Source organism: Bosea beijingensis, assembly GCF_030758975.1.
Classification (GTDB): Bacteria; Pseudomonadota; Alphaproteobacteria; order Rhizobiales; family Beijerinckiaceae; genus Allobosea; species Allobosea beijingensis.
On record NZ_CP132359.1, the window covers coordinates 2,947,668 to 2,972,067 of the forward strand.

Consider the following 24,400-nt stretch of genomic DNA (forward strand, 5'->3'; position numbering starts at 1 on the left):
CCCTGTCGTGCGCTGAAACAGATTAGCGCGAGGCGGTGACCACGATCTCGATCAGGGGGCCGCCGAGATCGGCGACGCCGACCGTGGCACGGGTCGGCATATCCTCGCCGAAGAAGCTGGTCCAGACGGCATCCATCTCCTTCTTCAGCTTGAGGTCGGTCACGAAGATCTGGGCTGCGACGATCGCCTTGCGGTCGAGCCCGACCTCGCCGAGATAGCCCTCGATCTTGCCGAGGATGTTCTGGGTCTGCGGGCCCATGCCCTGCGTGGTGTCGTCGGCGACGACGCCGCCGACGAAGGCGAGGTTTCCGGTCTCGACGACGCGGTTCTGGATCGGCGTGCGGATGGAGCGCTTGATGGCCATGGGTCTTCTCCTTCGGTTGAAAGTCAGTGGGTGGTGGTGAAGCGGGCGATGTCGAGGCCGTCGATCGGCACGTTCGAGCGGCCGGTCGCAATGATCTCGGCCATCACGGCGCCGGCGCCGGGGCCGAGCTGGAAGCCATGCGCCGAGAACCCGAACTGGTGGTAGGCGCCCTCATGTCTGGCGCTTTTGCCGAAGACGGGCAGGTCGTCCGGCATGCGGGCCTCGATGCCCGCCCAGGCGCGTACGACGGGCGCGCCGCGCATGATCGGGAAGAGGTCCCAGACCGTGCCCGCGCTGATCGCGAGCTTGCGCCAGTCGAGCAGGGTGACGTTCTCGTCGCGCAGGGGGGTGCCGAGATGGCCGCCGCCGATCAGCACCGTGCCGTTGTCGAACTGCTTGAACGAGAGCTTTCGCCCGCGCAGGATTACCACCGGCTTGATGAAGGCCGGCAATGGCGCTGTGATCATCAGCATCGGGGCGATGACCTCCAGCGGCACGGGCTCGCCGAGATCGCTGGCGATGCGGTCGGCCCAGGCGCCGGCGGCATTGACGATGCGGGGTGCGAGGAAGGCGCCGGCATCGGTGGTGACGCGCCAGTTCGAGCCGTCCTTCTCGACCTTCGTGACGCGAACGCCTTCGCGGATGGTCGCACCGAGGCTCTCGGCCTTGCGCTTGAAGGCCTGCGTCGCGCGCAAGGGAATCGCGGCGCCGTCGCGGCGCGAGATCACGCCGCCTGGGCAGGTCTCGGAGACGGCCGGGACGATCGCGCGCAGTTCCCTCGCGTCGATCATTTCCTCATGATGGAAGCCGCGGAGCGTCAGGTCGGCGACGCGGGCGCGGCAGCCTTCCAGATCGGCCTCGTCCTCGGCGACCAGCACCTGCCCGTCGCTGGTGAAGCCGCAATCGTCGTCGACAAGTTCGGCGATATCGTGCCAGAGCGCCATCGAGGCGTTGGACAGCGGGATCTCCGCAACATGACGGGCAAGCTGGCGCACGCCGCCGGCATTGACGCCGGAAGCGTGGCGGCCGGCATGATCCTTCTCGATCAGGATGACCGAGAGCCCGCGCATCGCACAATGCAGGGCGGTCGAACAGCCATGGATGCCGCCGCCGATGACGATGACATCGGCATTGCGACGGTCCCTCGTCATCGCACGACCGCCGTCACCGAGGCTTCGGTCTGTGGCAGCGCGGCGAGTTCGGCGAGCGTCACCGGCTTGATCGGCGGGCGCAGGCGGTAATAGCCGGTCTCAGCCGGGGTCGCGCCGCGTGTCTCGGCGATCAGCTCGACCACGGTCGGGCCGCAGAGGCGGCCCTGGCATGGCCCCATCCCGCAGCGCAGGAAGGCCTTCATCTGGTTGGGGCCGGTGACGCCGAGGCGCTTGGCGGCATCGCGGATCTGGCCGGCGGTGACCTCCTCGCAGCGGCAGACGATGGTCTCGTCCTTCGGTGGCGCCAGGAACTGCGGTGCCGGCTTGTAGAGCAGGTCGAGGAAGCGCCGGCCGCGCAGCTTCTTCTCCAGTTCGGCGCGGACCGGCCCCGCCTGCCGGTCGCGCTCGGCTTCGTTCAGCTTGCCGAGCCGCGATGCCGCGCCGAAGGCTGCGATCTCGCCGCGCAGAGCCGCGCTTTCCGCGCCGCCGATGCCGGCGCCGTCGCCGGCGATCGCGATGCCCGGTACGGTCGAGGCGAACCAGGCATCGACGCGTGGCACCCAGGCGTGTTGCTCAGCATCGAAATCATGGGCGCAGCCGGCCGCGTTGGAGAAGTTGACGCTGGGTATCACGCCTTGATGCAGCAGGAGGGTGTCGCAGGCGATGGTGCCGGTGCGGCCGTTCTGCTCGAATTGCACCGTCGCCAGCTTTCCGCCGCCGGTCGCGGTCAGGCTTGTCACGCCGGCGACGAAGCGCAGCTTGCGCCGCGCGGCCAGCATCAGCTTGAGGCCCTTGGCGAAATAGGGCGAGCGCAGGAAATCGGGGATGGCGCCGAGCGCCTTCGACCAGTTGCCTTTCTGGGTCGTGTCGAGCACGGCAGCGATCTGGCAGCCGGCGGCCGCGAGCTGACCTGCGAGCAGGTAGAGCAGGGGGCCGCAGCCGGCGATAACGGTGCGCCCCGAGGGAATCGCGCCGGCGGATTTCAGCGCGATCTGGGCGGCGCCCGCCGTCATCACGCCGGGCAGCGTCCAGCCCGGAATGGGGAAGGGACGCTCCTGCGCGCCGGTGGCGAGGATGACCTGTCGCGCGCTGATAATGCGGGCCTTGCCGTCGAGCGAGAGGCCGAGTTCGAATGTGCCGGGCGCGGTCTCGTCCGGACCGATCGACCAGACGGTGCAACGCGGCGCGTAAGTGGCTTGCGAGCGCTCGAAGCGTCCGACGATGTCGGCGCCACGCCAGTAGTCATCGCCGAGGATGGCGCGGTTCCTCACCGGCGTCGTGGTCACCGCGCGGTAGATCTGGCCGCCCGGTGCCGGGTTCTCGTCGGCGAGCAGGACGGAGAGGCCGAGCTCGGCGGCGCGAGCAGCGGCCGAGAGGCCGGCCGGGCCGGCGCCAACGATAACGAGGTCATAGCTCTCGGCGAGTTGTTCGATGCTGGCGATCGGAGTCATTCCGCGGCCTCCGTCAGATGGCGGCGGCCATGCTGGGTCTCGATGCGCATGCCCTCCGCGAGCGGAACGAGGCAGCCCTGCCGGTTGCCGATGCCGTCGATGACGACGAGGCAGTCGAAGCAGACGCCCATCAGGCAATAGGGCGCGCGCGGCGTATCCGAGACCGGGGTCTCGCGGCAGGCGGTGATGCCGTTGGTCAGCAGGGCGGCGGCGACCGTGTCGCCCGCCCGCGCCGTCATCGGCCGGCCGTCGAAGGTGAAGCTCAGCTCCCCGCTCGCAGCAAGGTCAGCTATGGGCCGGAACATGGAACCTCCGCGCGGTGAAGCTGGCGACGCTGTCGGGCAAGACGCCGGCAAGGATCGCCGGAGCGAGCGTCAGGGCATGATTGGCGGCGAGCGTCACACCGGAATGGCAGGTGACGACGAAGGCGCCGGGATGGGTCACGGACTGGTCGTAGATCGGGAAGCCGTCGGGGCTCATCACGCGCAAGGCCGACCAGGTGCGGACGACGTTGAGGCCGGCGAGGCGCGGGAACATCCTCACCGCCCGTTCCGCCATGGTCGTGAGGATTGGCTGGCCAACGACGGTGTCGAAGCCCCGATCCTCCTGGCTGTCGCCGATCATCACGCCGCCCTCGTCGGTCTGGCGGACCGTGACCATCGGGTTGTGCAGGAAAGGCTCGGTCTTCTCGGTGACGATGATCTGGCCCTTGCTGGGCTTCACCGGCGCGTCGAGCCCGACCATGGGCGCGAGCCGCGCATTGCCGAGACCGGCGCAGAGCACGATTTTGCCGGCGCGCATCTCGCCCCAGGGGCCGGTGATGGCGAAGCCGCCATCCCGGGGGACGATGCTCTCGACCGGGCTGTTCGGGCGGTAGTCGACGCCGCGCCGTACCGTCGCCTCGCGCAAAGCCCGGAACAGCTTCAACGAATTCACATGGCCGTCGAGCGGGGAATAGAGCGAGCCGACCACGTCCTTGCCGATCGCGGGCAGGCGCCGCTTCGTTTCGGCATGGTCGAGCACCTCATAGGGGAAATCGGTGAGCGGCCGGCTGTTATGGAGGCGGCGCATCGCGTCGACGCGCTTGTCGAGCTCGTCCTGCGAGAGGCAGAGCATGAAGCCGCCGGGCTGGCTATGGGCGACGTCGATGCCGGTCTCGCCTGCCAGCGACGCGGCCAACTCGTGCCAGGCATCGGCGGAGCGGCGCGACCAGAGCGCGTAGTCGGGCATGCCGAAGCCCTTGGACTGCACCCAGACCAGCGCGAAATTGCCGCGCGAGGCCCGCAACGCGGTGTCGCCCTCGTCGAGGATCGCGACCTTGGCGCCGTTGCGGGCGAGGCCGAGCGCGATGGCGCCGCCGACCACGCCGCCGCCGATCACGGCGACATCGGGTTCTCTGATGGTGGTGGACACTGGCGTCAGCCTTTTCCGGTTCCGACGAACAGCCGGTCGAGCCCGAACAGCCTGTCCAGCGCCATCAGCAGGATGGCGGTCAGGGCAATCAGGCAGGCGGAGACGGCTGCGATGAGCGGGTCGATATTGTCCTGGATGTAGAGGAACATCCGGACCGGGAGCGTGGTGGTGGCGGGCGAGGCGATGAAGACGGTCATCGTCACTTCGTCGAAGGAGTTGATCGCGGCGAGCAGCCAGCCCGAGACGACGCCGGGCAGGATCAGCGGCAGCGTCACGCGCCGGAAGACGACGGCCGGGCTTGCGCCGAGCGAGATCGCGGCGTGCTCGATGCGCCGGTCGATGCCGTAGGAGGCGGCGAGCACGAGCCGGAGCGCGAAGGGAAAGATCACGATGATATGGCTCAGCACCAGCCCGAGGAAGGTCCCGGAGAGGCCGATCTGCGTGAAGAAGCGCAGGAAGGCGATGCCTAGCACGACATGGGGGACCATCAGCGGCGACATGAACAAGGCGGTCATCGCCTCGCGCCCGGGGAAGCGGTAGCGGGCGATGGCGAGTGCGGCGGGAACGGCGAGCCCGATCGCGACGGTGGAGGAGAGTGCTGCGAGCCAGAGCGAGTCGCGGAAGGCGCGCAGGAACTCGGGATAATCCAGAATCGCCTTGAACCAGCGCAGGCTCCAGACCCGTCCCGGCAAGGAGAGATAGCCTTCCGGCGTGAAGGCGACGAGGCAGACCACGACCAGCGGCGCCAGCATGAAGACGACGAAGAGCGTGTGGAACAGGATGGCGAAGGGACCGTTGCGGCTCATTCGAACACCTGCGAATAGCGGCGCTCGACCAGCCGGTTTGTGCCGACGGTGAGGATGACCAGGGCGGCGAGCAGGAGCACGGCGACGGCGGCGCCGAGCGGCCAGTTCAGCGTATTCAGGAACTCGTCATAGGCGAGCGTCGCCGCGACCTTGAGCCGCCGGCCGCCGATGATCGCGGGGGAGGCGAAGGCGCTCGCCGCCAGCGCGAAGACGATGATCGAGCCCGAGAGGATGCCCGGCACGATCTGCGGCAGGATCACGCGGCGCCAGATGGTCAGGCGCGAGGCGCCGAGCGAGAGCGCGGCATTCTCGATCTGCGGATCGAGCCGCTGCAGCGAGGCCCAGACCGCGAGGATCATGAAGGGGATCAGCACATGGACGAGCGCGATCACCACGCCGGTCTCGGTGAACATGAATTCGAGCGGTTGGCCGATCAGGCCGAGCGCCATCAGCCCCCGGTTGACGAGGCCGTTCGAGCCCAGGAGTAGCGCCCAACCGAGCGTGCGGGCGACAACCGAGACCAGCAGCGGCCCGAGGATCGCGAGCAGGCAAATGCCGCGCCAGGCCGGAGACATGCGGTTCAGGATATAGGCCTCGGGCACGCCGATCAGGATGGCGAAAAGCGTCACCAGCACGGAGATGCGGAGCGTACGCAGGAAGACTTCGAGAAAATAGCTGTCACTGAAGATTTCGCGGAAATTCTTCAGCGTGAACTCGGCGACGATGCCCTTGTACTGGCCCCAATCGTAGAAGGCGAGAAGCACGGTCATGCCGAGCGGGATGATGACGAGGGCGAGGAAGACGGCGAGCGCCGGGCCGGTCAGCCAGTAGGGCGTCGCGCGGGCGGAGGCGTCCGGATTCATGAGCCCGAACCTTCTGCCAAAAGCGCGGCGTCGCCGGCGCCGAAGCTCAGCATCACGCTTTCACCTTCGCCGGGAACAGGCCTGCCGTCATTGTGTCGGATCAGGGTGACCGGGCCGGCGGCGCTTTCGGCCGTCAGCAGCCAATGCGCGCCCTGGAAGACGCGCGAGGTGATGAGCGCGGCGAAGCCCGGTGCGCCTTCCGTCGCGAAGCCGAGGCGTTCGGGACGGACCGCGATGCGCAACGCGCCCGAGGGGGCGCCGGCGAGCGGCACGGACAGGGTCTCGATCTTGACCTGACCGCTTCCGTCGCCGGTCGCGTTGAGGACATTGGTCTTGCCGAGGAAATTCGCGACGAAGGCGGTATCGGGCGCGCCATAGACAGCATCGGGCGCGCCGATCTGCTCGACGCGGCCCTTGTTCATCACGACGATCCGGTCGGACAGCGCCATCGCCTCGTGCTGGTCATGGGTGACGAGGATCGTGGTCGTGCCGATCGAGCGCTGGATCTGGCGCAACTCGCCCTGCATCTCCTCGCGCAATTTGGCGTCGAGATTGGAGAGGGGCTCGTCGAGCAGGAGCAGGGACGGCCTGATCACCAACGCACGAGCCAGCGCGACACGCTGCTGCTGCCCGCCCGACATGCGGCGGGGATAGCGCTCCTCGAAGCCCTTGAGCCCGACCAGCGCCATGGCCTCCAGCGTGCGCTTTTCGCGCTCGGCCTTCTCGATGCCGCGCATTTCGAGGCCGAAGGCGATGTTCTGCGCCACGGTCATATGCGGAAAGAGCGCATAGCTCTGGAAGACGATGCCGAGGCCGCGCTTGTTGGGGGCGACGCCGCCGAGATCGCCGCCATCGAGCAGGATGCGGCCGCGATCGACCGGCACGAAGCCGGCGATCATCTGCAATGTCGTGGTCTTGCCGCAGCCGGACGGGCCGAGCAGCGAGATGAACTCGCCGCGCGCGACCGAGAGGTCGAGCCCCTCGACGGCAACCGCCGTGCCGTAGGACTTGCCGAGGCCTTCGAGAACGAGATGGGACATGGGTTGTTTGCTGGTCTCGTTTGAGGGCGCGGAGACGCCTCCGTAATCCCGGGCTTGACCCGGGATCCATCGAAGGGCGTTGCACTCTACGATGGATCCCGGCGCTGCGGCCGGGATGACGAGAAGGTTCTTGCGGAAGGCGGAATGCCTTACCGCTCGACCTCGCGATTCCAGCGGCGGGTCCATTCCTCGCGCTTGGCGTTGGCGATGTCCCAATCGACCGCCTTGAGCGCCTTGACCTCGTCGCCATAGGGCAGGCCCTTCCGCTCTTCCGGGGTGAGCGTCACGGTCATGTTGGCGGGGCCGAAGCCGGCGCCGGTCGCCATGATCTTCTGGATGGCGGGCGAGAGCATGAACTGGATGAAGGCATTGGCCTCGGCCGCATTCTTCGAGCCCTCGACGGGGCAGGCAGCCGAGCCGAGCGCGAAACCGCCCTCCTTCGGATAGACGAACTCGACCGGGAAGCCGGTATCGGCGAAGGCCTTGACGCGGCCCGAACCCCAGACGCCGAGCACGGCCTGACCGCTCTGGAAAAGCTCGGTCATCTTCGCCGGCGAGGGCTCATACGCGACGATGTTCGGATTGATGTCCTTCTTGAAGGCCTCGAAGCCCGGCTCGATATTGTTCTCCCCGCCGCCGCCGATCTGGGCGAAGGCGATCAGCGCGTGCAGGCCATAGGTGTTGTTGATCGGCGGGCTGACGATCTTCTTGCCGTAGGTCTTCGATTTCAGGTCGTTCCACGAGGTCGGGGCCGGCCATTTGTTCTCGTCGAAGACCTTCTTGTTGTAGAACAGGCCGGTGCCGACGAGGCCGAGTCCCACGCCCTTGTTCGACTTGAACTTCATCACCGGCGCGACGTCCTTGTAGACGGGCCCGTCGGTCAGCGTGCCGCAGAAGCCGAGCGCCACGGCCTGATAGGCCGGGCCGTCATCGACGATCGCAACGTCGATCTGCTGGTTGCCTTTCTGCGCCTGCAGCTTGGCGAGCGTGTCGGTCGAATTGCCGGCGACGTATTCGATCTTGACGTTGGCCTGCTTCTCGAAGGCCGGAATGACCTCCTTGCGCATGGTCTGCTCGTAGGAGCCGCCGTAACCGGCGACGTAGATTGTCTTCTGCTGGGCGAAGGCGGTGGAGCCGGCGAGCGCAGTTCCGGCGACAAGAGCAAATGTGATGGCGAGTTTCATGGGATCCCCTCCTCGTTTTCGAGTGATGCCGTTAGGTTCGGGGCTGATCTGGAACTGGTCAAATCGAATGTTTCGTGCGAGCCATGCCGAAATGTTATGTCCGGCTTGAGGGGGCCGATCATGCTGAATCCACGCCAGATCGAGGCTTTCCGGACGGTGATCGTCACCGGCGGCATCACTGCGGCCGCGCAGGCGCTCAACGTCACGCAGCCGGCCGTGACACGCCTGATCCAGGACCTGCAATATGCGCTCGGCCTGCCGCTTTTCGTGAAGCGCGGGGCGCGGCTGGTGCCCACGAGCGAGGCGCTGTCGCTCTATCGTGAGGTCGAGCGCCAGTTCGTCGGGCTGGAGCGCATCGAGAATGCCGCGCGCAACCTGCGCGACGGACGGGCGGGTTCATTGCGCGTCGCGGCGCTGCCGGCCTTCAATGTCGGCTTTCTCCCGCGGGTCGTCGGCAGCTATCTCAAGCAGAAGCCTGACCTGGAGATCGCGATCTACGGCAGCATCTCGTCGCAGGTGGTGGACTGGGTGACGTCAGGCTTCTGTGAACTGGGCTTTGCGCAATTGCCGCTGGATTTCCCCGGCATCGACATCGAGATCCTGCCGGCGATGGCGCCGGTCGCCGTGCTGCCGACCGGGCATCGGCTCGCGGCCAAGGCCGTGCTGGCGCCGGAGGATTTCGTCGACGAGCCCTTCATCTCGCTCGAGCAATCGACGCAATTGCGCTACCGCATCGACGCCCTGTTCTCGGCTCATCGGGTTGCGCGTCAGACTCGCGTCGAGACGCCGCTGTCGATGATCGCCTGCGGGCTCGTGGCGGCCGGGGCAGGGCTTTCGGTGGTCGATCCGTTCACGGCCGAGGAGTATCGCGGCAAGGGCGTCGAGGTGCGCCCGCTCAGGCCGTCTGTCACCTACGACATCGCCATTATCTGGGGTGCTGGTCGATTCCGCTCCGCCGTCGCGCAGGATTTCGCGGAGACGGTCCGGACGGCGGCGCTCGATTTCGCCGGCACCGCGGTTGCGTGACAGGGCTGCGCAGAGACCGGGTCTAATCTCCGAACTGATGGATCCAGCCGGTCTGGCGGGCGATGCAGCGCTCGCGCTCGTAACCGGCGATCACGGTTTCCCGCGCGGCGCGGCGAAGAGGCCGCATCAGTCGCGTGTTCGCCAGCGCTTCCGCGATGCGTTCCGCCAGCACTTCGCCGTCATGGAAGGGGACGAGCAGGCCGTTGCTTCCGTCGCGGATCACCTCCTTCACCGGCTCGGTATCGGAGCCGATGACGAGGCAGCCGCAGGCCATGGCTTCCAGCAGCGACCAGGACAGCACGAAGGGCACGGTGAGATAGACATGGACGGCCGAGACCTGGAACAGCCGGATCAGGTTCTCATAGGGCAGCCAGGGGATATGGACGATCCGATCGCCGAGCCCGGTCTCCGCGCACATCGCCTCGCGCCAGCTATTGCCGTCGGAACGGGGGCGGCCATAGCCAGAGCCGTCGCCGCCGACCACGACGAAGAGAGCGTTGGGAACGCGTTCCGCAACAAGCGCCGCCGCCCGCATGAACTCGGGATAGCCGCGATAGGGGTCGAGATCGCGCGCGACGAAGGTCACCACTGGCATGCCCGGCATCAGAGCGCGACCATCGGGGAGGATGAAGGGAGCCCCCGGATCGGGCCGGCAGAAGCTGGTGTCGATGCCGTCATGGCAAACGGCGATGCGCTGGCGATAGGCGGCGGGATATTGCCGCCGCTGCCATTGCGTCGGCGCATAGGCGGCATCGAGCGTATCGAGCGCCAGATGCTGGGCGGCGTTGCGCATGCGCACACGCTGCCGGTCGGCCGCGGGAACCGGCTCGTCGACGCCGAAATCGAGGTCCGAGCCGCTGCTGCGGTAATAATATTCGCAATAGCCGATCAGCGCCGCATCGGGCAGCGCGTCACGGGCGAAGAGCATACCGCCCCAGCCGATATGACCGAGGACGACATCCGGCGGGTCGCTGCGCTTCAGGCGCTCCATCAGGCGCGCCACCGCCTCGCCGGTGCGCAGGTGATATTCGGTGGCCGCCAGGGCTGGATGCTGGGTCGCGGTCTCGTCGACGGAATAGACGAGCTGGTGCACGCCCGGCGCCTCCTGCGCCGGGCGTTCGGTGATCAGCGTGACCTCGACGCCCTCGGCGACGAGGCTGCCGATCAGAGCAGCGAATTGACCAGATCCTGCGCGATGAACGAATAGGACATGCATGATGCGAGCAGGACTCCGCCGTAGCGGAGCGCGTCGTTCCACCACTGTTCGAGTTGGCGCAGGGTTTCGTGCGTGGTGTTCAGGTCGGTCTCGCGGTTGCTTTCGAGCCGCTGGCCGAACTGGCTGGCCTCGTCGAGCAGGCGCAGCCGCTCGCACAGCATCTGGCCCTTGAGCGAGAGCGAGATACGGGCCTGCCGGCGATCACGCGGTGATGCCCCACGGTCGAGATAGCCGTTCTCGACCAGTTGCTTGAGATTATAGGATGCGTTCGAGCCGCCGTAATGCCCGCGGTCAAGCAGATCGCGGACCGCGATCTCGCCCTGTCCGATCGTCATCAGCACCATCACCTGCGAAGGCGAGATGTCGTCGATGCCGAGCTTGGCCAGTTCGAGCCGGAGATAGTCGAGGAAGCGCCGGCTGACCCGTTCGATCACCCGCGCCAGGTCAAAAGGGGAAATTCGGCGATCGGGGACCTCGTGGAGGGCCGCGGAACCATTCGCCGGATGGTGGCCGTTCATGGAACTGCCTGTGAATTGCTCGCCGCCGTGCAATTTGAAGTGCATTCCTTACCCCACCTGATTGAAAATTAAACAATCCATTCGGTTAGCCTCCATTTGTTTTCAAAAAGCCTATAGGCAAAGCACATGCCATCTACGTGAGCCAATAGATAAGATTGTAGTATTCTTGTGATAGGCATAAACTGTTTCGAAATTCAAAGTTTCTCATATTACGGCCTTATTTGCTTCGCTCTGAGTCGATGAGCTACGCTTCTAATCTGTCATAATCTTGACACTCCTTCCATGTCTCGTTGCCGGGCCGACGACGGGTTTTCACCCCCAGCCTTCTCGGACTCAACGCACCCTCATTCTCGGAGCCTTGCATGAAGGCTGTGACGCCGGCGCCCGACGCCCTGATCCGGAATCTCCAACGCTCGTTCGTCGGCGGCCTCAGCTACGCGGGCTTCCTCAGCCTGTGCGTGAACCTGCTGCTGCTGACCGTCCCGCTGTTCATGATGCAGGTGCAGGACCGCGTGATCGTCAGCCGCAGCCATGACACGCTGACGATGCTCCTGGTGATCGCAGTCGGAGCGCTGGTGCTCTACGGCACGATCGAGTTCATCCGCTCCCTGACCTTCCAGGCGATGGCGAGCATTTTCGCGCGCAAGCTCAATCTGCCGGCCTTGCAGGCGGCGGTGAGCTCATCGCTGGAAAAGGGCTCGGGCCAGGCGACACAGGCGATCCGCGATCTCAACGATATCCGCTTCTTCATCGCGAGTTCGGCGATCGCGACGCCGCTGGAGGCGGCCTGGTCGCCGATCTTCCTCGCCGTGCTCTTCGCCCTTCACCCGGTCTACGGGCTGGTCGGCCTCGCCTCGCTGATCATCCTGCTCCTGCTCGGCGCGCTCTCGGACATGCTGACCCGCCGGGTCATGAAGGAGGCGAACGAGGCCGGGGTCGCCAGCATCAACGAGGTCGGCGCCAGCCTGCGCCATGCCGAGACGATCGAGGCGATGGGCATGCTGCCGGCTCTGGCCAAGCGCTGGCGCGGGCAGCAGCTCGCGATGATCGAGCAGCTCGACATGGGAACGCGGCGCGGCAAGTTCATCGCCGCCGTGACGCGCTCGTCGCGGATGACGATGCAGCTCGCGGTCTATGCGACCGGCGCCATCCTGATCATCCGCAACGAGGTCACGGCGGGCACGCTGATGGCGGCGAGCATCCTGCTCGGCCGATTGCTGGCGCCGTTCGATTCGATGATCACCGACTGGCGGCAATGGGTGCTCGCCGCCGCCGCCTGGAAGCGCGTGCGCGAGCTCATGCTCGGCCGCAGCTCGCAGCGCCAGACCGTGCCGACGCCGCCCTGCGAGGGCGAGCTCGTGGTCGACCGCGTGATCTATGCGCCCTCCGGCCAGGAGCAGACGGTGATCAAGGGCATCTCGTTCTCGCTGCAGCCCGGCGAGGTGCTCGGCGTCGTCGGTCCGTCCGGCGCGGGTAAATCGACGCTGGCGCGCCTGCTCGTCGGCGTGCTCCGGCCGAATGTCGGAGGCGTCTATCTCGACGGGCACAGCACCTATCTGTGGGAGCGCGGCTCCTTCGGCGCGATGGTCGGCTATCTCCCGCAATCGGTCTCGCTGCTCAACGGCACGATCGCCGAGAACATTGCCCGCATGCGCGAGCCCGATCCTCATGCCATCCTGGAAGCGGCGCGTGTCGCCGGCGTACACGAATTGATCGGCCGCCTGCCGCTCGGCTACGACACCAATGTCGCCGACAGCGATTTCAACCTCTCCGGCGGCCAGCGCCAGCGCATCGGCCTGGCCCGGGCGCTCTACGGCGCGCCGCGGCTCATCGTGCTCGACGAACCCAACGCCAATCTCGACGCCGAAGGCGAGCAGAGTCTGATCCGGGCCATCGCGGCGGCGCGCGAGAGCGGCGCGATCGTCGTGCTGATCGCGCATCGCCCCTCGGTGATGCAGGTCGTCGACAAGCTGCTCGTGCTGCGTGAAGGCCGCGTCCAGCAATTCGGCCCGCGCGGCGAGATCGCCGGCATGATCACGCCCGGCGGGCGGGTCGAGATCGATCCGGCGGCCAAGGCTCCGGCCGCGCCCCCACAGGTTCGCGAGGTGAAGGCATGACCGGACGGTCCCTGATCAAGCGCCCCGAGCATTCGCTCACGATTCAGGCCGACGTCACCGATGTCCATGAAGAGCGCACGCCGAGCCTGCGCAATCTTGTGCTGGCCGGTGTCGCCGCGATCGGCGTCGGCTTCGGCGGCTTCGGCGCCTGGGCGGTGACGGCCCGGCTCGACAATGCCGCCGTGGCGCCGGGCCTCGTTGCGGTCGACAGCAAGCGCAAGACCGTGAGCCATCTCGAAGGTGGCATCCTCAAGACCCTGCTCAAGGCCGAAGGCGAGCGGGTCGCCAAGGGAGAGCCGCTCTTGCGATTGGAAGATGCGCGCCAGCGTGCGGAGCTGCAGCAATTGCAGGCCAAGCGCATCGGCCTGGAAGCCAAGCTCGCACGCCTGCGGGCGGAACAGACCGGCGCCGCTTCCATCGTCTTTCCCGCCGATATCGTACAGATGGAGTCGCCGATCGCGCGCGAGGTGCTGCGGGCCGAGCAGGGCCTGTTCAAGTCCCGTGCCCAGGTCCATGACGGCAAGGTCCATATCCAGCAGCGTGTCATCGAGCAGCACCAGGCCGAATCGGATGCGCTGAAGGCCCAGATCGATGCCACCACGCAGCAGCGTTCGCTGATCGACGAGGAGGTCAAGATCATGGCCGACCTCTACGAGAAGCGCTACGCCAAGCGCAGCCAGCTCGTCGAGCTCCAGACCAAGCAAAGCGAATTGTCGGGCAAAGCCGGCGAGCTCGCGGCGCGCAAGGCCAAGGCCGAGCAGGCGATGGCGGGCGCCAATCTCGAAATCCTCTCGATCAGCCTCGAACGGCAGAACGACATCGGCGGGGAGATACAGGAATCCCAGCTCATGCTCTCGGAAGTGACCGAGCGCATCGTGCAGGCCGAGGATGTTTTGCGCCGGCTGGTGGTGACCGCGCCGCAGGAAGGCATCGTCGCCAATATCCGGATGCGGACCGCCGGCAGCGTGATCGCGGCGGGCGAGGCGATCCTCGATATCGTGCCGGAGAACGAGCCGTTGATCGTCGAGGCCAAGGTCGACCCGCGCGATATCGATGCGGTGAAGATCGGGGCTGGCACCCGCGTGCGCCTGACGGCGTTCAACTCGCGCCTGCTGCCGCCTTTGCAGGCCAAGGTGAACTATGTCGCGCCGGATCAGCTCGTCGACGAGAAGACGGGCGCTCCCTATTTCGTGGTGCGGGCGGAGATCGATCCGGAGAGCCTCAAGGACTACAAGGTCACGCTGCATGCCGGCATGACCGCGGAGGTCATGATCGTCAACGGCGCGCGCCGGGCGGTCGACTATCTGCTCTCGCCGATCACCGACAGCTTCAACCGGGCGTTCCGCGAGGATTGAGCGGTCGTCGGCTGCGTGTCAGCCGCATGGCTCGCGCGTTTGGGTAATACTTCAAATTTGGAAGTATATTTTCCAGAATACAGATAAATTATTGATTGTAAAATAAAGGTCAAATCATGTTGCGTCGCAAAATGATCATAATAAATCTCTTGCTGCGTCGCGATCATTGAGCAATCTTCCCGCTGTCGAGCGGCAGCGTGATCTATCGATAGCTGTCGGAAACGTTCCTGGCTCTTTGCTTCGCGGCGTGTTGCGAACAGTCCAGGCCCATCAGATCGCTAAGGAGGTGCCGTATGGCGACGATCGAAGGAAGTGCATTCGACGACTTTTTGATTGGGAGTCGGTTCAGTGACGTGATTCTCGCCGGAGCCGGCGACGACATCGTCAAGGGCGGAGACCAGGTCGATTCGCTGTTCGGCGAGGAGGGCGACGACACCCTGTTCGGCGAGCGCGGCAACGATGCCCTGTTCGGCGGCGAGGGTAACGACACCCTGTTCGGCGGGCTCGACGACGATGTCCTGTCCGGCGACGAGGGCAATGACGCCCTGTTCGGCGGCGAGGGCAACGACATCCTCTCCGGCGGCGCCGGCGACGACATCCTGCGCGGCAATAACGGCGACGACGTCCTGGTCGGCGGCGAAGGCAACGACATCCTGCAAGGTGGTCCAGGCGACGACATCCTCCAGGGCGGCGCCGGCAATGACATCCTGCAGGGCGGCGAAGGTGCCGACATCCTCAACGGTGGCGAAGGCAACGACATCCTGCAAGGTGGCGCTGGCGACGACATGCTGTTCGGCGGTGCCGGCAACGACATGCTGCATGGCGGCGGCGGCGCCGATACCTTCGTGTTCGCCGGTGGCGGCGGCAACGACGTCGTGCTCGACTTCAATGCCGGCACGGACATGCTGCAGATCGCGTCCGACATCAACGGCACGGGCATCGGCTCGGCGGAAGACGTGGCCGCGCGTGCCACCACGGTCAACGGCAACACCGTTGTCGACCTCGGCAATGGCGACACGCTGACCCTGGTCGGCGTCAACGCCGACGACGTTCAGGCCGATCCGAACTCCTACTTCACGGTCGCCTGATCCTGATGCTGCCCCTCGTCCGGCCGCAGCGGCCGGACGAGGGGCTTGCAGCTCCCGGAGCGCATACGCCCCCGGAAAGTGTCCCCCCGCTTTCCGCAAGCGCTCCGGGATTCTCCATGCCGCAGGAACGCCCCAATGCTTTCTCTCGCGCCCGTCGCGATGGCGACCACACCGCCTGCCCAGCTCGAACTCCACCGCCTCGGCGGCTCGGTCTTCCTGCTCTGCTGGACGCTCGAGGCCTCGCCCTTCGGCAAGCCTGCGATCGCGCTCGCAGGTGGCGGCCGGCGCCTGCCCGCGGCTTCGATCTCGCTTGGCCTGCGCGACGGGCGCGAGCGGCTTGCCGTAGCCTTCCGCTCCTCCGGGCATGATAATGTCGTCGCGACCCTCAGCGATCACGGCCTGCAGGGCGAGGTGACGGCCGGCTTCGATCCGACGCTCGTCCATGGCCTTGCCGACCCGGCCGAGCTGCTCAAGGAGCTTGCTCCGCAGGCGCGCCTGACGCTCGCCAATGCGCTGGTTCGCGCCTGGCCACCGCTGTTCGGCCTCACCGCGATCCCGAACTACCTGTCCTTTCTGCGCCAGTTCCTGCTGACGCTCTTCCCCAAGCCGGTGGCGATGCAGCCGACCGCAGCGCTGGTCGACGGCCAGTGGCTGTTCGAGACGGCCGTGCCGGCCGATTTCGGCGCCATGCAGGGCGTCGTGCGCCTCGACGGCGCGGGTCTGACGCGCCTCGATCTCAAATCCCGCCTTGGCGCGGCCGACCGCAGTGGCAAGCGCGAGGTTCATCTCGTGCTCGATGCGCCGCTGAGCCGTGGCGGCGGGCTGCTCGTCCTGCAGGGCGAGCGCTCGCTCGTCCTGCGTGCGCTGCCCGGCCGGCAATCCGCGCCCTCTCTCGGCCGCTGGTGGGCGGGGAAGGCCGCGAGCCGCGACGGCCTGCGCAACTGGGTGGTCGAGCAGCTTGCCGGATTGTCCGAGCAGGGCCGCCTGCTCGCCATCGAGATGCAGCGGCGCGTGCCGCTCGCCGTGCAGCATGTCCGCCGCAGCGATGACCTGCCCGCCGCCGAACTCGATCTCGCCATCTGCAATCGGGCCGGGCTGCTGATCGGCGGCTGGTTGCGCGATCCCGACGATCTCTTGGAAGAGATGCTGCTCCATCGCGGCAATGGCGAGCCGATCGCGATGCTGCCGCGCTTGCAGCGCTTTCCCGTGCGCCTGCCGACCGGGGCCGATGGCGAGACGCGCGCCGCCACGGGCTTTGCCGGTTTCGCGGCCGATTATGCCGGCGGAGCGCCGGTGCTGCAGCCCCGCTGCGAAATCAAGCTGAAATCCGGGACGACGCTGACGCTGCGCCCTCCGGTACAGCCGGCCGACGCCGTGACGATCCGGGCGCGGGCGCTGGCGGCGATCCCGCCGCAATACCTGACCGCCGAGATGCTGGAGACGACGCTCGCGCCGGTGCTCGCCGCCTGTCAGGAGGATTTGCGCGACGGCCGGCCGGAACCCGTGGTCAAAACGTTCGGCCAGCCACCGGGGCGGCCGAAGGCCTCGGTCGTGATTCCGCTCTACCGGGTCTATGATTTCCTGCGCGTGCAGGTCGCAGCCTTCGCCGGCGACCGGTGGTTCGCGGAACATGCCGAGCTGATCTATGTGCTCGATTCACCCGAGCACGAGGCCGAGGTCGCGCATCTGCTCGGTGGCCTTCATCTCGCCTATGGCCTGCCGATGCGGCTCGTGGCGATGCGGCGCAATGGCGGCTTCTCGGCCGCCTGCAATGCCGGCGCCGCGCAGGCGCGTGGCGAGGTACTCGCCCTCGTCAATTCCGACGTGATCCCGTCGGGCAATGGCTGGCTCCCGGCGCTGATCGCCAGGCTCGACCGTGGCGCGCGGGTCGGCGCCGTCGGTCCGAAGCTGCTCTACGATGACGGCTCGCTGCAACACGCAGGCCTCTTCTTCAAGCGCGACAGCAGAGGCACCTGGCTCAACCATCATTACTTCAAGGGCATGCCCGGAAGCTATGCGCCGGCCAATATCGAACGGCCGGTGCCGGGCGTCACCGGCGCCTGCATCGTGATGGCGCGGGGGCTCTACGAGGAGCTCGGCGGCTTCGACGAGAGCTATGTCATCGGCGATTACGAGGACAGCGATCTCTGCCTCAAGATCAGGCGCGCCGGCTTCGGCATCCTCTATGTCCCGGATGTCGCGCTCTACCATCTCGAACGGCAGTCGATCGCGCGCAGCGTCGACTACACGCGCGGCGCCGCCTCCCAGCACAATGCCTGGCTGCAAAGCCAGCGGTGGGGCGCCCAGATCGAGGCGCTGATGCAGGCTTTCGCGACCTCCGCGCCGGAGCTTGCCCTGCCGGCGCCCGCCGTTCCCAGCGAACCCGACCTTGTTCCCCGCTTCGGCTTCAGGAGAGCGACCGCAGCATGACCGCCCTGAGACAGATCGCATCGGAGCCCGTTTCGACGGAGGTTTCCGCCGGGCCGGAGCTCGACTGGCTTCAGGCCTCGCTGCAGAGCAACCGCTTCATGCCGCATCCGCCGCCGGATTCAATCTTCGTCGGCGATGGCGATTATCGCGCCATCGGTGCCGAGTTCCTCGGCCATTTCATCCGCATCGGCCGGCTCAAGCCGCATGAGCGCGTCTTCGATATCGGCTGCGGCATCGGGCGCATGGCTGTGCCTTTGACGCAATATCTCGACCCCGAGCGTGGCAGCTATGACGGTGTCGATCCGGTGATGGAGGGTATCCTGTGGTGCGCCCAGACGATCACGCCGGCCTATCCGCGCTTCCGCTTCCAGCGGCTCGACATCGCCCATCCGCTCTATAATCCGGCCGGTTCGCTGCCGGGCATCGAGGTCCGCTTCGGCTTCGCCAATGGCAGCTTCGATTTCGTGACGATGACCTCGGTCGCGACGCATCTGCCGCCCGACGAACTGGTGGTTTACCTGCAGGAGGCCGCGCGCCTGCTGGCGCCGGGCGGGCGCCTCTTCCTCACCGCCTTCGCGATCGACGGCACCTCGACGGGGCAGGAGCGCCTCTCGTTCAAGCGCTGGCAGGACGGGCCGGGCTGGTACGCGATCGACGAGGCGCCGCTCGCGGCCGCCGGTATCGACAGCCGTTTCCTGCTGGAACAGGCGACGCAGGCGGGGCTGACTGTCGAGGCGCTCAGGCCCGGGCATTGGCGCGGCATCAGCGCGGCGCATTACCAGGACCTGCTGATCGCGACGAAACCGGGGAGCAAAGGTCCGGGAGGCGTGGCATGAGCCGGCGCATCCTCGTCGTCGCGCATAACCATCCCTCGCTTCATCCGGGTGGGACCGAGATCTTCGCGCATGACCTGTCGCAGGCCTATCGCGAGCAGGGCTGCGAGGTGCTGTTCCTCGGCGCGACCAACGCGATGCATCGCGGGCCGCATCCCGGCACGGCGCTGCAGGCGATCGGCGAGGACGTGGTGCTGTGGAGCCAGCATTACGACCGCTTCCACATGAGCCAGATCGACCATTACGGTACGTTGCAGGACCTTGCGACGCTGCTGGAGGAGTTCCGGCCGGACGTGATCCACGTCCATCATCTCGTGCTGATCGGCGCCGAGTTCCTGACGCTGGCGCGCCGTCTCCTGCCGCAGGCGGCGATCGTGATGACGCTGCACGACTATTATCCGATCTGCCATCATGACGGGCTGATGGTACGGCCCGGCGACCGCCAGCGCTGCAAGGGCTCTTCGCCCTCGGCCTGCCATGGCTGCTTCCCCGAGATCGGCTCCGACCGCTTCTTGCTGCGCGAGCGCTTCATCAAGACGCATCTGGCGGCTGTCGACCGCTTCGTCGCGCCGAGCCGCTTCCTGCGCCAGCGCTATGTCGACTGGGGCTTAGCCGGCGAGCGGATCGAGGTCATCGCCAATGCCCGCCCGGCCCAGGAGGCCGCGCCGCACCGGCCTGGCCAGGGCCGGCGCACCAGCTTCGGCTATTTCGGCAATCTCAATCCCTGGAAGGGCGTGTTGCCGCTATTGCAGGCGGCGCAATTGCTGCGCGCTTCCGGCGAAACCGAATTCTCCTTGCGCATCCATGGCGGCGCGCCGTTCCAGAGCGAGGCCTTCACGACCGCGCTCGACACCGCGCTCGCCGGCACCGAGGGGGTCGTGACCCCTTGCGGACCTTATTCCCGCGACGAGGTGCCGGGCCTGATGGCCGAGGTCGACTGGGTGGTGATGCCCTCGATCTGGTGGGAGAACGCGCCGCTCGTCATCCAGGAAGCGTTCCAGCATCGCCGCCCGCCGATCGTCAGCTCGATCGGCGGCATGGCCGAGATGGTGCGCGACGAGATCGACGGGCTGCATGTCCGGCCGGGCGACCCGGCCGCACTGGCCCGCACCCTTCGCCGGGCGATGGAGGAGGCCGGCCTCTGGCAGCGCCTCGTCCACGGCATCGCCGAGCAGCCGACGCTCGCCGGCTGCGCCGGCCGCCACCTCGCCCTCTTCGATGATCTCAAGCTCGCGGAGGCCGCATGACAACGGCTCAGTATCAGGACCAGGAGGTCCGTCGCCCCGATCAGGACAACGAGGTCCGCCTTCCCAACGTCAATCCCGCTCGCCTGAACGGACGGGTCGACGCCCTCGACGGCAGCCGCCTGCATGGCTGGATCTGGGATGAGGCCCGTCCCGACGAGGCGATCACGGTCAGGATTTCCCTGGATGGCAAGGTCGTCGCCGAGACCAAGGCCGACCAGAGCCGGATCGACCTGCGCCGCAACGGCATCGGCGACGGCAAGCATGCCTTCTCGATCGATCTCGACGAGGCGCTGGTCGCGGCCCGCGCCCGCCTGACGGTCGTCGGTGTCTCCGCGGCGACCGGCGTGGAGCTGGAACTGCGCCTGCCGGCAGCGGACGAACTCGCGGCGGAGGCGGCGATCGCGGTGCCGCTGGCGCGCTTCTTCGACAAGGTCGAGATGCTGATCGTGCTCAACCGGCGCGCGCAGCTCGCCCAGAAGGAACTCAACGAGAAGCTCGACCGCATCGCGGCGCGGCTCGAAGAGAACCACGCGCTGGCCGAGGCGACCAAGGCCGAGACCGAGAGCCAGAGCGAGATCGTCCGCCGGCTCGGCGAACTCGACGTCTTCCAGCTTCGCTTCGACGGCACGCTGCGCGCCTTCGATGATCGGCTGGCCGCCATCCGCAAGGAGGCGCAAGCGCCACTCCGGCAGGTCACCGTCATTCTCGGTTTTCTCTCGACGCTCGCCGCGGTGATGTCCTTCGTCACGCTCGCCGTCACCTTGTGGGGAGGCTGACCGATGAGCGAGGTCATCGTTCCCGAGAGGACAGCGATCGCGCAGGCGCCGACTGTCGCCTGGACGCCGCTCGGCGAGAACGCGATCCTCGTCCGCAGCACCTGCGACGCGATTCCGGCGAAGGTGCCGGTCGCGGTCGACGGCAATCCGCGCAACCGCGCCCAGACGATGGTGCTGAGCTGGCGCCGGCCCGGCGCCGAGCCCGCGTCGGCTACCGGCTTCCTCTGCCTGGCACCGGCGCCCAGCGTCGACAATAGCGGTACCGGCGCCTTGCTGATCGGCCGCCCCGGCCGGCCGCTGCGGCTGATCCTGGCGCCGAAGCCGCAGCCCCTGCAGACCTTCCTCTCCGAGCTCGCCGACGATGCCGGCCAGGCCTTCCCGAGCGTGGTCGATGGCCTGCTCGAAGTGCTGCTGACCGGGGCGCCGAATCCGCGCCGCCTGCGGGCGGTGGCGATGCTGCTTCAGACGGTCGCGCGGCCGGGCGGCTTCGTCGAGGTGATGGGCAAGCTCGGCGAAACGACGGGTGCGGGCGACGGCATCTTCCTGCAGGGCTGGACTTCCCATTTCGCGGCCGGCCGCGTGAAGCTCCTGATCTCGCATGGCGGACTGTCGCCGGCCCATCTCGAAACCGGGACCTTCGAGCGCGACGATCTCGGCGAGGGCGCGCGCGGCTTCTTCGGCCTGCTGGAGGATTGCCACGCCCAGCATCCCGGCGAGATCGAGCGGCTCTATTTCCGCGGCAACGATGGCTGGCGCGCGCTTGAGGTCTATGAGCGCTACGTCCTGATCGAGCCGATAACCGTGCCCGGCCATCTGCGCGACGGCCTGCAGCGCGGCACCGCTCCGCAGGCGACAGCCGACAAGCTCAAGCGCGCCTCGCAGCGCTTCGACGGGCGCGACACGGTCTGCCTGCTGGAGGAGCCGGTGCGCGCCGGCATCGACTCGGTGACGGTGGTCGAGGGCACCGGCGTGCTGATCATCGGCTGGCTGTTCGATCCCGAGCGCCGGGTCGGCGGCGTCACGCTGCGCAGCGGCAGCCAGTCCTGCGCCGTCGATCGCCTTTGGACCCGCGTGCAGCGCGCCGACGTGACGGCGGCCTTCATGGAAGATCCGCGTTTCGGGCCGGCGCTTGCCTCGCGCCGCAACAATCACGGCTTCATCGTCTTCGCGCCGAAGCTTCTGCCGGAAGCCGGCCAGCCGCTGCATCTCGCCTTCGAGGTTCAGGGGACCGGCCCCGCCTTCCTGCCGCTCGAACCGAACCGGGCTCCGGCGCGGCGGGCGCTGGAGCGCGTGCTCGGCCTGCTCGACGCGCGGTCCTCGACCGCCAGTGCAGTGGTCGAGCGCCAGATCGCGCCGGCCTTGCAGGCGGCCGAGATCGCGCCGCCGCGTGCCGCGGAGACGCTCGATGTCGGTACTTTCGATCCCGAGGCACCACTCGGCCTCGTGATCGGGCTCGATCACCGCCATCGCGAATTGTCGGCGCTGTTCGCATTGCTCGCGATGGACCCGGAAGCGCGGCCCCTGCCGATCGTGCTCGCGGCACCCTCAGAAAGCTTCGACCGCGTCGGCGCGGAAGCATGGCGGCTGGCCCGCTTCTATGGGCTCTCCATGCGCCTCGTCGCGGTGGAGGGTGTCGAAGATGCCTGCGATGCGCTGGAGGCGGGCGTGCGTGCCTGCCGCTTCAACACGGTCGCCCTGCTTTCCGGCGCCGCGCAAATCCGCATGCCCGGCTGGCTCGGGCGATTGGAACGGGCCTATCGGGCGCGGGGCGGCCAATGCGTCGCGAGCCCGACCCTGCTCTTCGAGGACGATTCCATCCGCTGGGCCGGCGCCTGGCTGGAAGGCGAGGGGACGAGCCGGCGGATCGCCAACCGTTTCGTCGGTTATCCCTTGGAGGCGGTCGGCAATCTCGGCCCGATGGAGGTCGCGGCCGGCGCCAGCGAATGCTGCGTCCTGTCGCGCGCCGCCTTCATCGAGGTCGGCGGCTTCGCGCGCAACTATTTCACCACGGCGGAGAAGGGGCTCGATCTCTGCCTCAAGCTCCGGATGGCGGGCTCGCCCTCGCTCTGGGTGCCCGATGTCGAGGTCTATGCGGTCGATGACGGCGAAACGGCTGCGCCCCATGCCGGCGCGCTCGCGCAGCTCGCCGACCGCACCAGCTTCGACCGGCGCTGGGCGCTCGCCATCTCCAACATGAAAGGCTGAGGATGCGGGTTCTCGTGATATCGCACGGCCATCCCTCGATGTCCCTGGGGGGCGCTGAGGTGGCGTCCTACAACCTGCACAAGGGCTTGCAGGCCGGCGAGGGCGTCGATTCCCATTTCCTCGCCCGTGTCGGCGCGCCGACGCCGCGCCATGCCGGCACGGCCTTGATGAGCCTGCGCCAGCGCGGCGGCGAACTGCTCTACTACGCCGAGGATTACGACCACTTCCTGATCTCGAACCGGGCGACGGAGGAGATCGAGCGCGATTTCGTGCGCGTGCTGAACGACCTGAAGCCCGACGTGGTGCATTTCCACCATTTCATCGGGCTCGGGCTCGAATGTCTGTTCGCGGTGCGCGATGCGCTGCCGGACGCGCTGATCGTGGTGACCTTCCACGAATATCTCTCGATCTGCCACCATCACGGCCAGATGGTGAAGACCGGCGCCTTCAAGCTCTGCTACCGGTCCTCGCCGACCGATTGCAACGCCTGCTTCCCTGACATCTCGCCGGCCCGCTTCCTCGCCCGCGAGACCTTCATCAAGGGCATGCTGGGGCTCGCCGATCATTTCGTCTCGCCGAGCCGTTTCCTCGTCGACCGCTATCTCGACTGGGGCCTCGCCGAGGAGCGTTTCTCGGTGATCGAGAACGGCATCGACGTGGCCGGTGTCGCGCCGCCGCGGCCTCTGCCCGAGGGCAAGGGGCGGCGCTCGCGCTTCGCCTATTTCGGGCAGCTCACGCCCTACAAGGGGGCCGACGTGCTGATCGACGCGGTAACGCGCATCCCCGAGGACGTCTGGGGCGAGGATTCGATCCTGCTGGTCTATGGCGGCAATCTGGAGCGCCAGCCGCAAGCCTATCAGGACAAGTTCGCCAAGCTGGTCGAGGCCGCCGGGCGGCGCGTGCGCTTCTGCGGTGCCTTCCAGAACCGCGAGATGCCGAACCTGATGCGCTCGGTCGACTGGATGGTGATGCCTTCGGTCTGGTGGGAAAACTCGCCGATCGTGATCCAGGAGGCGTTTTTCCACGGCCGGCCGATCCTGGCGAGCAATCTCGGCGGCATGGCCGAGAAGATCACCGACGAGGTCGACGGCCTGCATTTCCGGCCCGGCAGCCCGGAGGATCTCGTCGACTGCATGACGCGCGCGCTGACCGAGCCCGGCCTGTGGGATCGCCTGCGCGGCGGCATCAAGCGGCCGATGAGCCATCGCGAATGCGCCGGCACGCATCTCGACCTCTATCGCCGCCTCCTCGCCGAGCGCAGCAAGCCCGTTCCCGCGCGGCAGGACGCCGCCGCGATGATCGCCTGAAACCATAACG

General features: G+C 67.3%; 21 protein-coding genes. 10 read left to right on the top strand and 11 right to left on the bottom strand.

From position 1 onward, the window contains the following. Window positions 1-22 precede the first annotated feature (22 nt). The 9 genes from Q9235_RS14160 to Q9235_RS14200 all read right to left on the bottom strand — a co-directional run bounded on the left by Q9235_RS14160 (window position 23) and on the right by Q9235_RS14200 (window position 8,272). Window positions 23-364: a RidA family protein gene (locus tag Q9235_RS14160; protein WP_306222413.1), complete on the bottom strand. Its 342-nt coding sequence runs from the start codon at window positions 362-364 to the stop codon at window positions 23-25. Window positions 365-387: 23 nt separating this feature from the next. Then, window positions 388-1,515, bottom strand: coding sequence for an NAD(P)/FAD-dependent oxidoreductase (locus Q9235_RS14165; RefSeq protein ID WP_306222414.1), 1,128 nt, complete (start codon window positions 1,513-1,515; stop codon window positions 388-390). Continuing rightward, complete coding sequence (locus Q9235_RS14170; RefSeq protein WP_306222415.1) at window positions 1,512-2,966, bottom strand: NAD(P)/FAD-dependent oxidoreductase; 1,455 nt, start codon at window positions 2,964-2,966, stop codon at window positions 1,512-1,514. Before Q9235_RS14170 ends, Q9235_RS14165 begins: the two co-directional genes overlap by 4 nt. Next, the gene (locus Q9235_RS14175; RefSeq protein WP_306222416.1) at window positions 2,963-3,271 is read right to left on the bottom strand and encodes a (2Fe-2S)-binding protein; all 309 of its coding nucleotides are present in this window, start codon (window positions 3,269-3,271) and stop codon (window positions 2,963-2,965) included. The genes Q9235_RS14170 and Q9235_RS14175 overlap by 4 nt, the downstream gene beginning before the upstream one ends. Continuing rightward, window positions 3,252-4,379, bottom strand: coding sequence for an NAD(P)/FAD-dependent oxidoreductase (locus Q9235_RS14180; protein WP_306222417.1), 1,128 nt, complete (start codon window positions 4,377-4,379; stop codon window positions 3,252-3,254). Before Q9235_RS14180 ends, Q9235_RS14175 begins: the two co-directional genes overlap by 20 nt. Before the next feature lie 5 nt (window positions 4,380-4,384). Further along, the gene (locus Q9235_RS14185) at window positions 4,385-5,185 is read right to left on the bottom strand and encodes an ABC transporter permease (RefSeq protein WP_306222418.1); all 801 of its coding nucleotides are present in this window, start codon (window positions 5,183-5,185) and stop codon (window positions 4,385-4,387) included. Beyond that, the gene (locus Q9235_RS14190) at window positions 5,182-6,048 is read right to left on the bottom strand and encodes an ABC transporter permease (protein WP_306222419.1); all 867 of its coding nucleotides are present in this window, start codon (window positions 6,046-6,048) and stop codon (window positions 5,182-5,184) included. Before Q9235_RS14190 ends, Q9235_RS14185 begins: the two co-directional genes overlap by 4 nt. Beyond that, on the bottom strand, window positions 6,045-7,088 hold the full coding sequence (locus Q9235_RS14195; protein ID WP_306222420.1) for an ABC transporter ATP-binding protein: 1,044 nt from the start codon (window positions 7,086-7,088) through the stop codon (window positions 6,045-6,047). The genes Q9235_RS14190 and Q9235_RS14195 overlap by 4 nt, the downstream gene beginning before the upstream one ends. 149 nt (window positions 7,089-7,237) lie before the next feature. After that, a complete protein-coding gene (locus Q9235_RS14200) occupies window positions 7,238-8,272 on the bottom strand; it encodes an ABC transporter substrate-binding protein (RefSeq protein WP_306222421.1) in 1,035 nt (344 codons plus the stop codon). 120 nt (window positions 8,273-8,392) lie between these two features. On the opposite strand from Q9235_RS14200, the gene Q9235_RS14205 reads away from it, so the two are divergent. Beyond that, window positions 8,393-9,298, top strand: coding sequence for a LysR substrate-binding domain-containing protein (locus Q9235_RS14205; RefSeq protein WP_306222422.1), 906 nt, complete (start codon window positions 8,393-8,395; stop codon window positions 9,296-9,298). A 22-nt stretch (window positions 9,299-9,320) separates the two neighbouring features. On the opposite strand, the gene Q9235_RS14210 is transcribed toward Q9235_RS14205, so the two are convergent. Together Q9235_RS14210 and Q9235_RS14215 are read right to left on the bottom strand one after the other, a co-directional pair. Next, window positions 9,321-10,514 (bottom strand): glycosyltransferase, encoded by a 1,194-nt coding sequence (locus Q9235_RS14210; protein ID WP_306222423.1) that lies wholly within the window; start codon window positions 10,512-10,514, stop codon window positions 9,321-9,323. After that, window positions 10,463-10,948 (bottom strand): MarR family transcriptional regulator, encoded by a 486-nt coding sequence (locus Q9235_RS14215; protein ID WP_306222424.1) that lies wholly within the window; start codon window positions 10,946-10,948, stop codon window positions 10,463-10,465. Before Q9235_RS14215 ends, Q9235_RS14210 begins: the two co-directional genes overlap by 52 nt. 446 nt (window positions 10,949-11,394) lie before the next feature. Between Q9235_RS14215 and Q9235_RS14220 the strand changes: the two genes are divergently transcribed. The 9 genes from Q9235_RS14220 to Q9235_RS14260 all read left to right on the top strand — a co-directional run bounded on the left by Q9235_RS14220 (window position 11,395) and on the right by Q9235_RS14260 (window position 24,390). Further along, complete coding sequence (locus tag Q9235_RS14220) at window positions 11,395-13,149, top strand: type I secretion system permease/ATPase (protein WP_306222425.1); 1,755 nt, start codon at window positions 11,395-11,397, stop codon at window positions 13,147-13,149. Then, the gene (locus tag Q9235_RS14225; RefSeq protein ID WP_306222426.1) at window positions 13,146-14,504 is read left to right on the top strand and encodes an HlyD family type I secretion periplasmic adaptor subunit; all 1,359 of its coding nucleotides are present in this window, start codon (window positions 13,146-13,148) and stop codon (window positions 14,502-14,504) included. The genes Q9235_RS14220 and Q9235_RS14225 overlap by 4 nt, the downstream gene beginning before the upstream one ends. Window positions 14,505-14,797: 293 nt before the next feature. Then, window positions 14,798-15,592 (top strand): calcium-binding protein, encoded by a 795-nt coding sequence (locus tag Q9235_RS14230; protein ID WP_306222427.1) that lies wholly within the window; start codon window positions 14,798-14,800, stop codon window positions 15,590-15,592. A 135-nt stretch (window positions 15,593-15,727) separates the two neighbouring features. After that, window positions 15,728-18,022 carry a glycosyltransferase gene (locus tag Q9235_RS14235; RefSeq protein ID WP_306222428.1) on the top strand — a complete coding sequence of 765 codons (2,295 nt, stop codon included), beginning with the start codon at window positions 15,728-15,730 and terminating at the stop codon, window positions 18,020-18,022. Further along, complete coding sequence (locus Q9235_RS14240; RefSeq protein WP_306222429.1) at window positions 18,019-18,858, top strand: class I SAM-dependent methyltransferase; 840 nt, start codon at window positions 18,019-18,021, stop codon at window positions 18,856-18,858. The genes Q9235_RS14235 and Q9235_RS14240 overlap by 4 nt, the downstream gene beginning before the upstream one ends. After that, a complete protein-coding gene (locus tag Q9235_RS14245) occupies window positions 18,855-20,102 on the top strand; it encodes a glycosyltransferase family 4 protein (RefSeq protein ID WP_306222430.1) in 1,248 nt (415 codons plus the stop codon). Before Q9235_RS14240 ends, Q9235_RS14245 begins: the two co-directional genes overlap by 4 nt. Beyond that, window positions 20,099-20,878 carry a hypothetical protein gene (locus Q9235_RS14250; protein ID WP_306222431.1) on the top strand — a complete coding sequence of 260 codons (780 nt, stop codon included), beginning with the start codon at window positions 20,099-20,101 and terminating at the stop codon, window positions 20,876-20,878. The genes Q9235_RS14245 and Q9235_RS14250 overlap by 4 nt, the downstream gene beginning before the upstream one ends. Window positions 20,879-20,881: 3 nt before the next feature. Then, on the top strand, window positions 20,882-23,083 hold the full coding sequence (locus Q9235_RS14255) for a glycosyltransferase family protein (protein ID WP_306222432.1): 2,202 nt from the start codon (window positions 20,882-20,884) through the stop codon (window positions 23,081-23,083). A gap of 38 nt (window positions 23,084-23,121) precedes the next feature. Continuing rightward, complete coding sequence (locus tag Q9235_RS14260; RefSeq protein WP_306222433.1) at window positions 23,122-24,390, top strand: glycosyltransferase family 4 protein; 1,269 nt, start codon at window positions 23,122-23,124, stop codon at window positions 24,388-24,390. Window positions 24,391-24,400 lie beyond the last annotated feature (10 nt).

Bases quoted from the DNA above. Each gene is read 5' to 3' on its own strand.
- Q9235_RS14250 (WP_306222431.1), top strand. From the start codon at position 20,099: ATGACAACGGCTCAGTATCAGGACCAGGAGGTCCGTCGCCCCGATCAG.
- Q9235_RS14170 (WP_306222415.1), bottom strand. From the start codon at position 2,966: ATGACTCCGATCGCCAGCATCGAACAACTCGCCGAGAGCTATGACCTC.
- Q9235_RS14235 (WP_306222428.1), top strand. From the start codon at position 15,728: ATGCTTTCTCTCGCGCCCGTCGCGATGGCGACCACACCGCCTGCCCAG.
- Q9235_RS14185 (WP_306222418.1), bottom strand. From the start codon at position 5,185: ATGAGCCGCAACGGTCCCTTCGCCATCCTGTTCCACACGCTCTTCGTC.
- Q9235_RS14220 (WP_306222425.1), top strand. From the start codon at position 11,395: ATGAAGGCTGTGACGCCGGCGCCCGACGCCCTGATCCGGAATCTCCAA.
- Q9235_RS14175 (WP_306222416.1), bottom strand. From the start codon at position 3,271: ATGTTCCGGCCCATAGCTGACCTTGCTGCGAGCGGGGAGCTGAGCTTC.
- Q9235_RS14200 (WP_306222421.1), bottom strand. From the start codon at position 8,272: ATGAAACTCGCCATCACATTTGCTCTTGTCGCCGGAACTGCGCTCGCC.
- Q9235_RS14245 (WP_306222430.1), top strand. From the start codon at position 18,855: ATGAGCCGGCGCATCCTCGTCGTCGCGCATAACCATCCCTCGCTTCAT.
- Q9235_RS14240 (WP_306222429.1), top strand. From the start codon at position 18,019: ATGACCGCCCTGAGACAGATCGCATCGGAGCCCGTTTCGACGGAGGTT.
- Q9235_RS14160 (WP_306222413.1), bottom strand. From the start codon at position 364: ATGGCCATCAAGCGCTCCATCCGCACGCCGATCCAGAACCGCGTCGTC.
- Q9235_RS14260 (WP_306222433.1), top strand. From the start codon at position 23,122: ATGTCCCTGGGGGGCGCTGAGGTGGCGTCCTACAACCTGCACAAGGGC.
- Q9235_RS14190 (WP_306222419.1), bottom strand. From the start codon at position 6,048: ATGAATCCGGACGCCTCCGCCCGCGCGACGCCCTACTGGCTGACCGGC.
- Q9235_RS14195 (WP_306222420.1), bottom strand. From the start codon at position 7,088: ATGTCCCATCTCGTTCTCGAAGGCCTCGGCAAGTCCTACGGCACGGCG.
- Q9235_RS14165 (WP_306222414.1), bottom strand. From the start codon at position 1,515: ATGACGAGGGACCGTCGCAATGCCGATGTCATCGTCATCGGCGGCGGC.
- Q9235_RS14230 (WP_306222427.1), top strand. From the start codon at position 14,798: ATGGCGACGATCGAAGGAAGTGCATTCGACGACTTTTTGATTGGGAGT.
- Q9235_RS14210 (WP_306222423.1), bottom strand. From the start codon at position 10,514: ATGCATGTCCTATTCGTTCATCGCGCAGGATCTGGTCAATTCGCTGCT.
- Q9235_RS14205 (WP_306222422.1), top strand. From the start codon at position 8,393: ATGCTGAATCCACGCCAGATCGAGGCTTTCCGGACGGTGATCGTCACC.
- Q9235_RS14255 (WP_306222432.1), top strand. From the start codon at position 20,882: ATGAGCGAGGTCATCGTTCCCGAGAGGACAGCGATCGCGCAGGCGCCG.
- Q9235_RS14225 (WP_306222426.1), top strand. From the start codon at position 13,146: ATGACCGGACGGTCCCTGATCAAGCGCCCCGAGCATTCGCTCACGATT.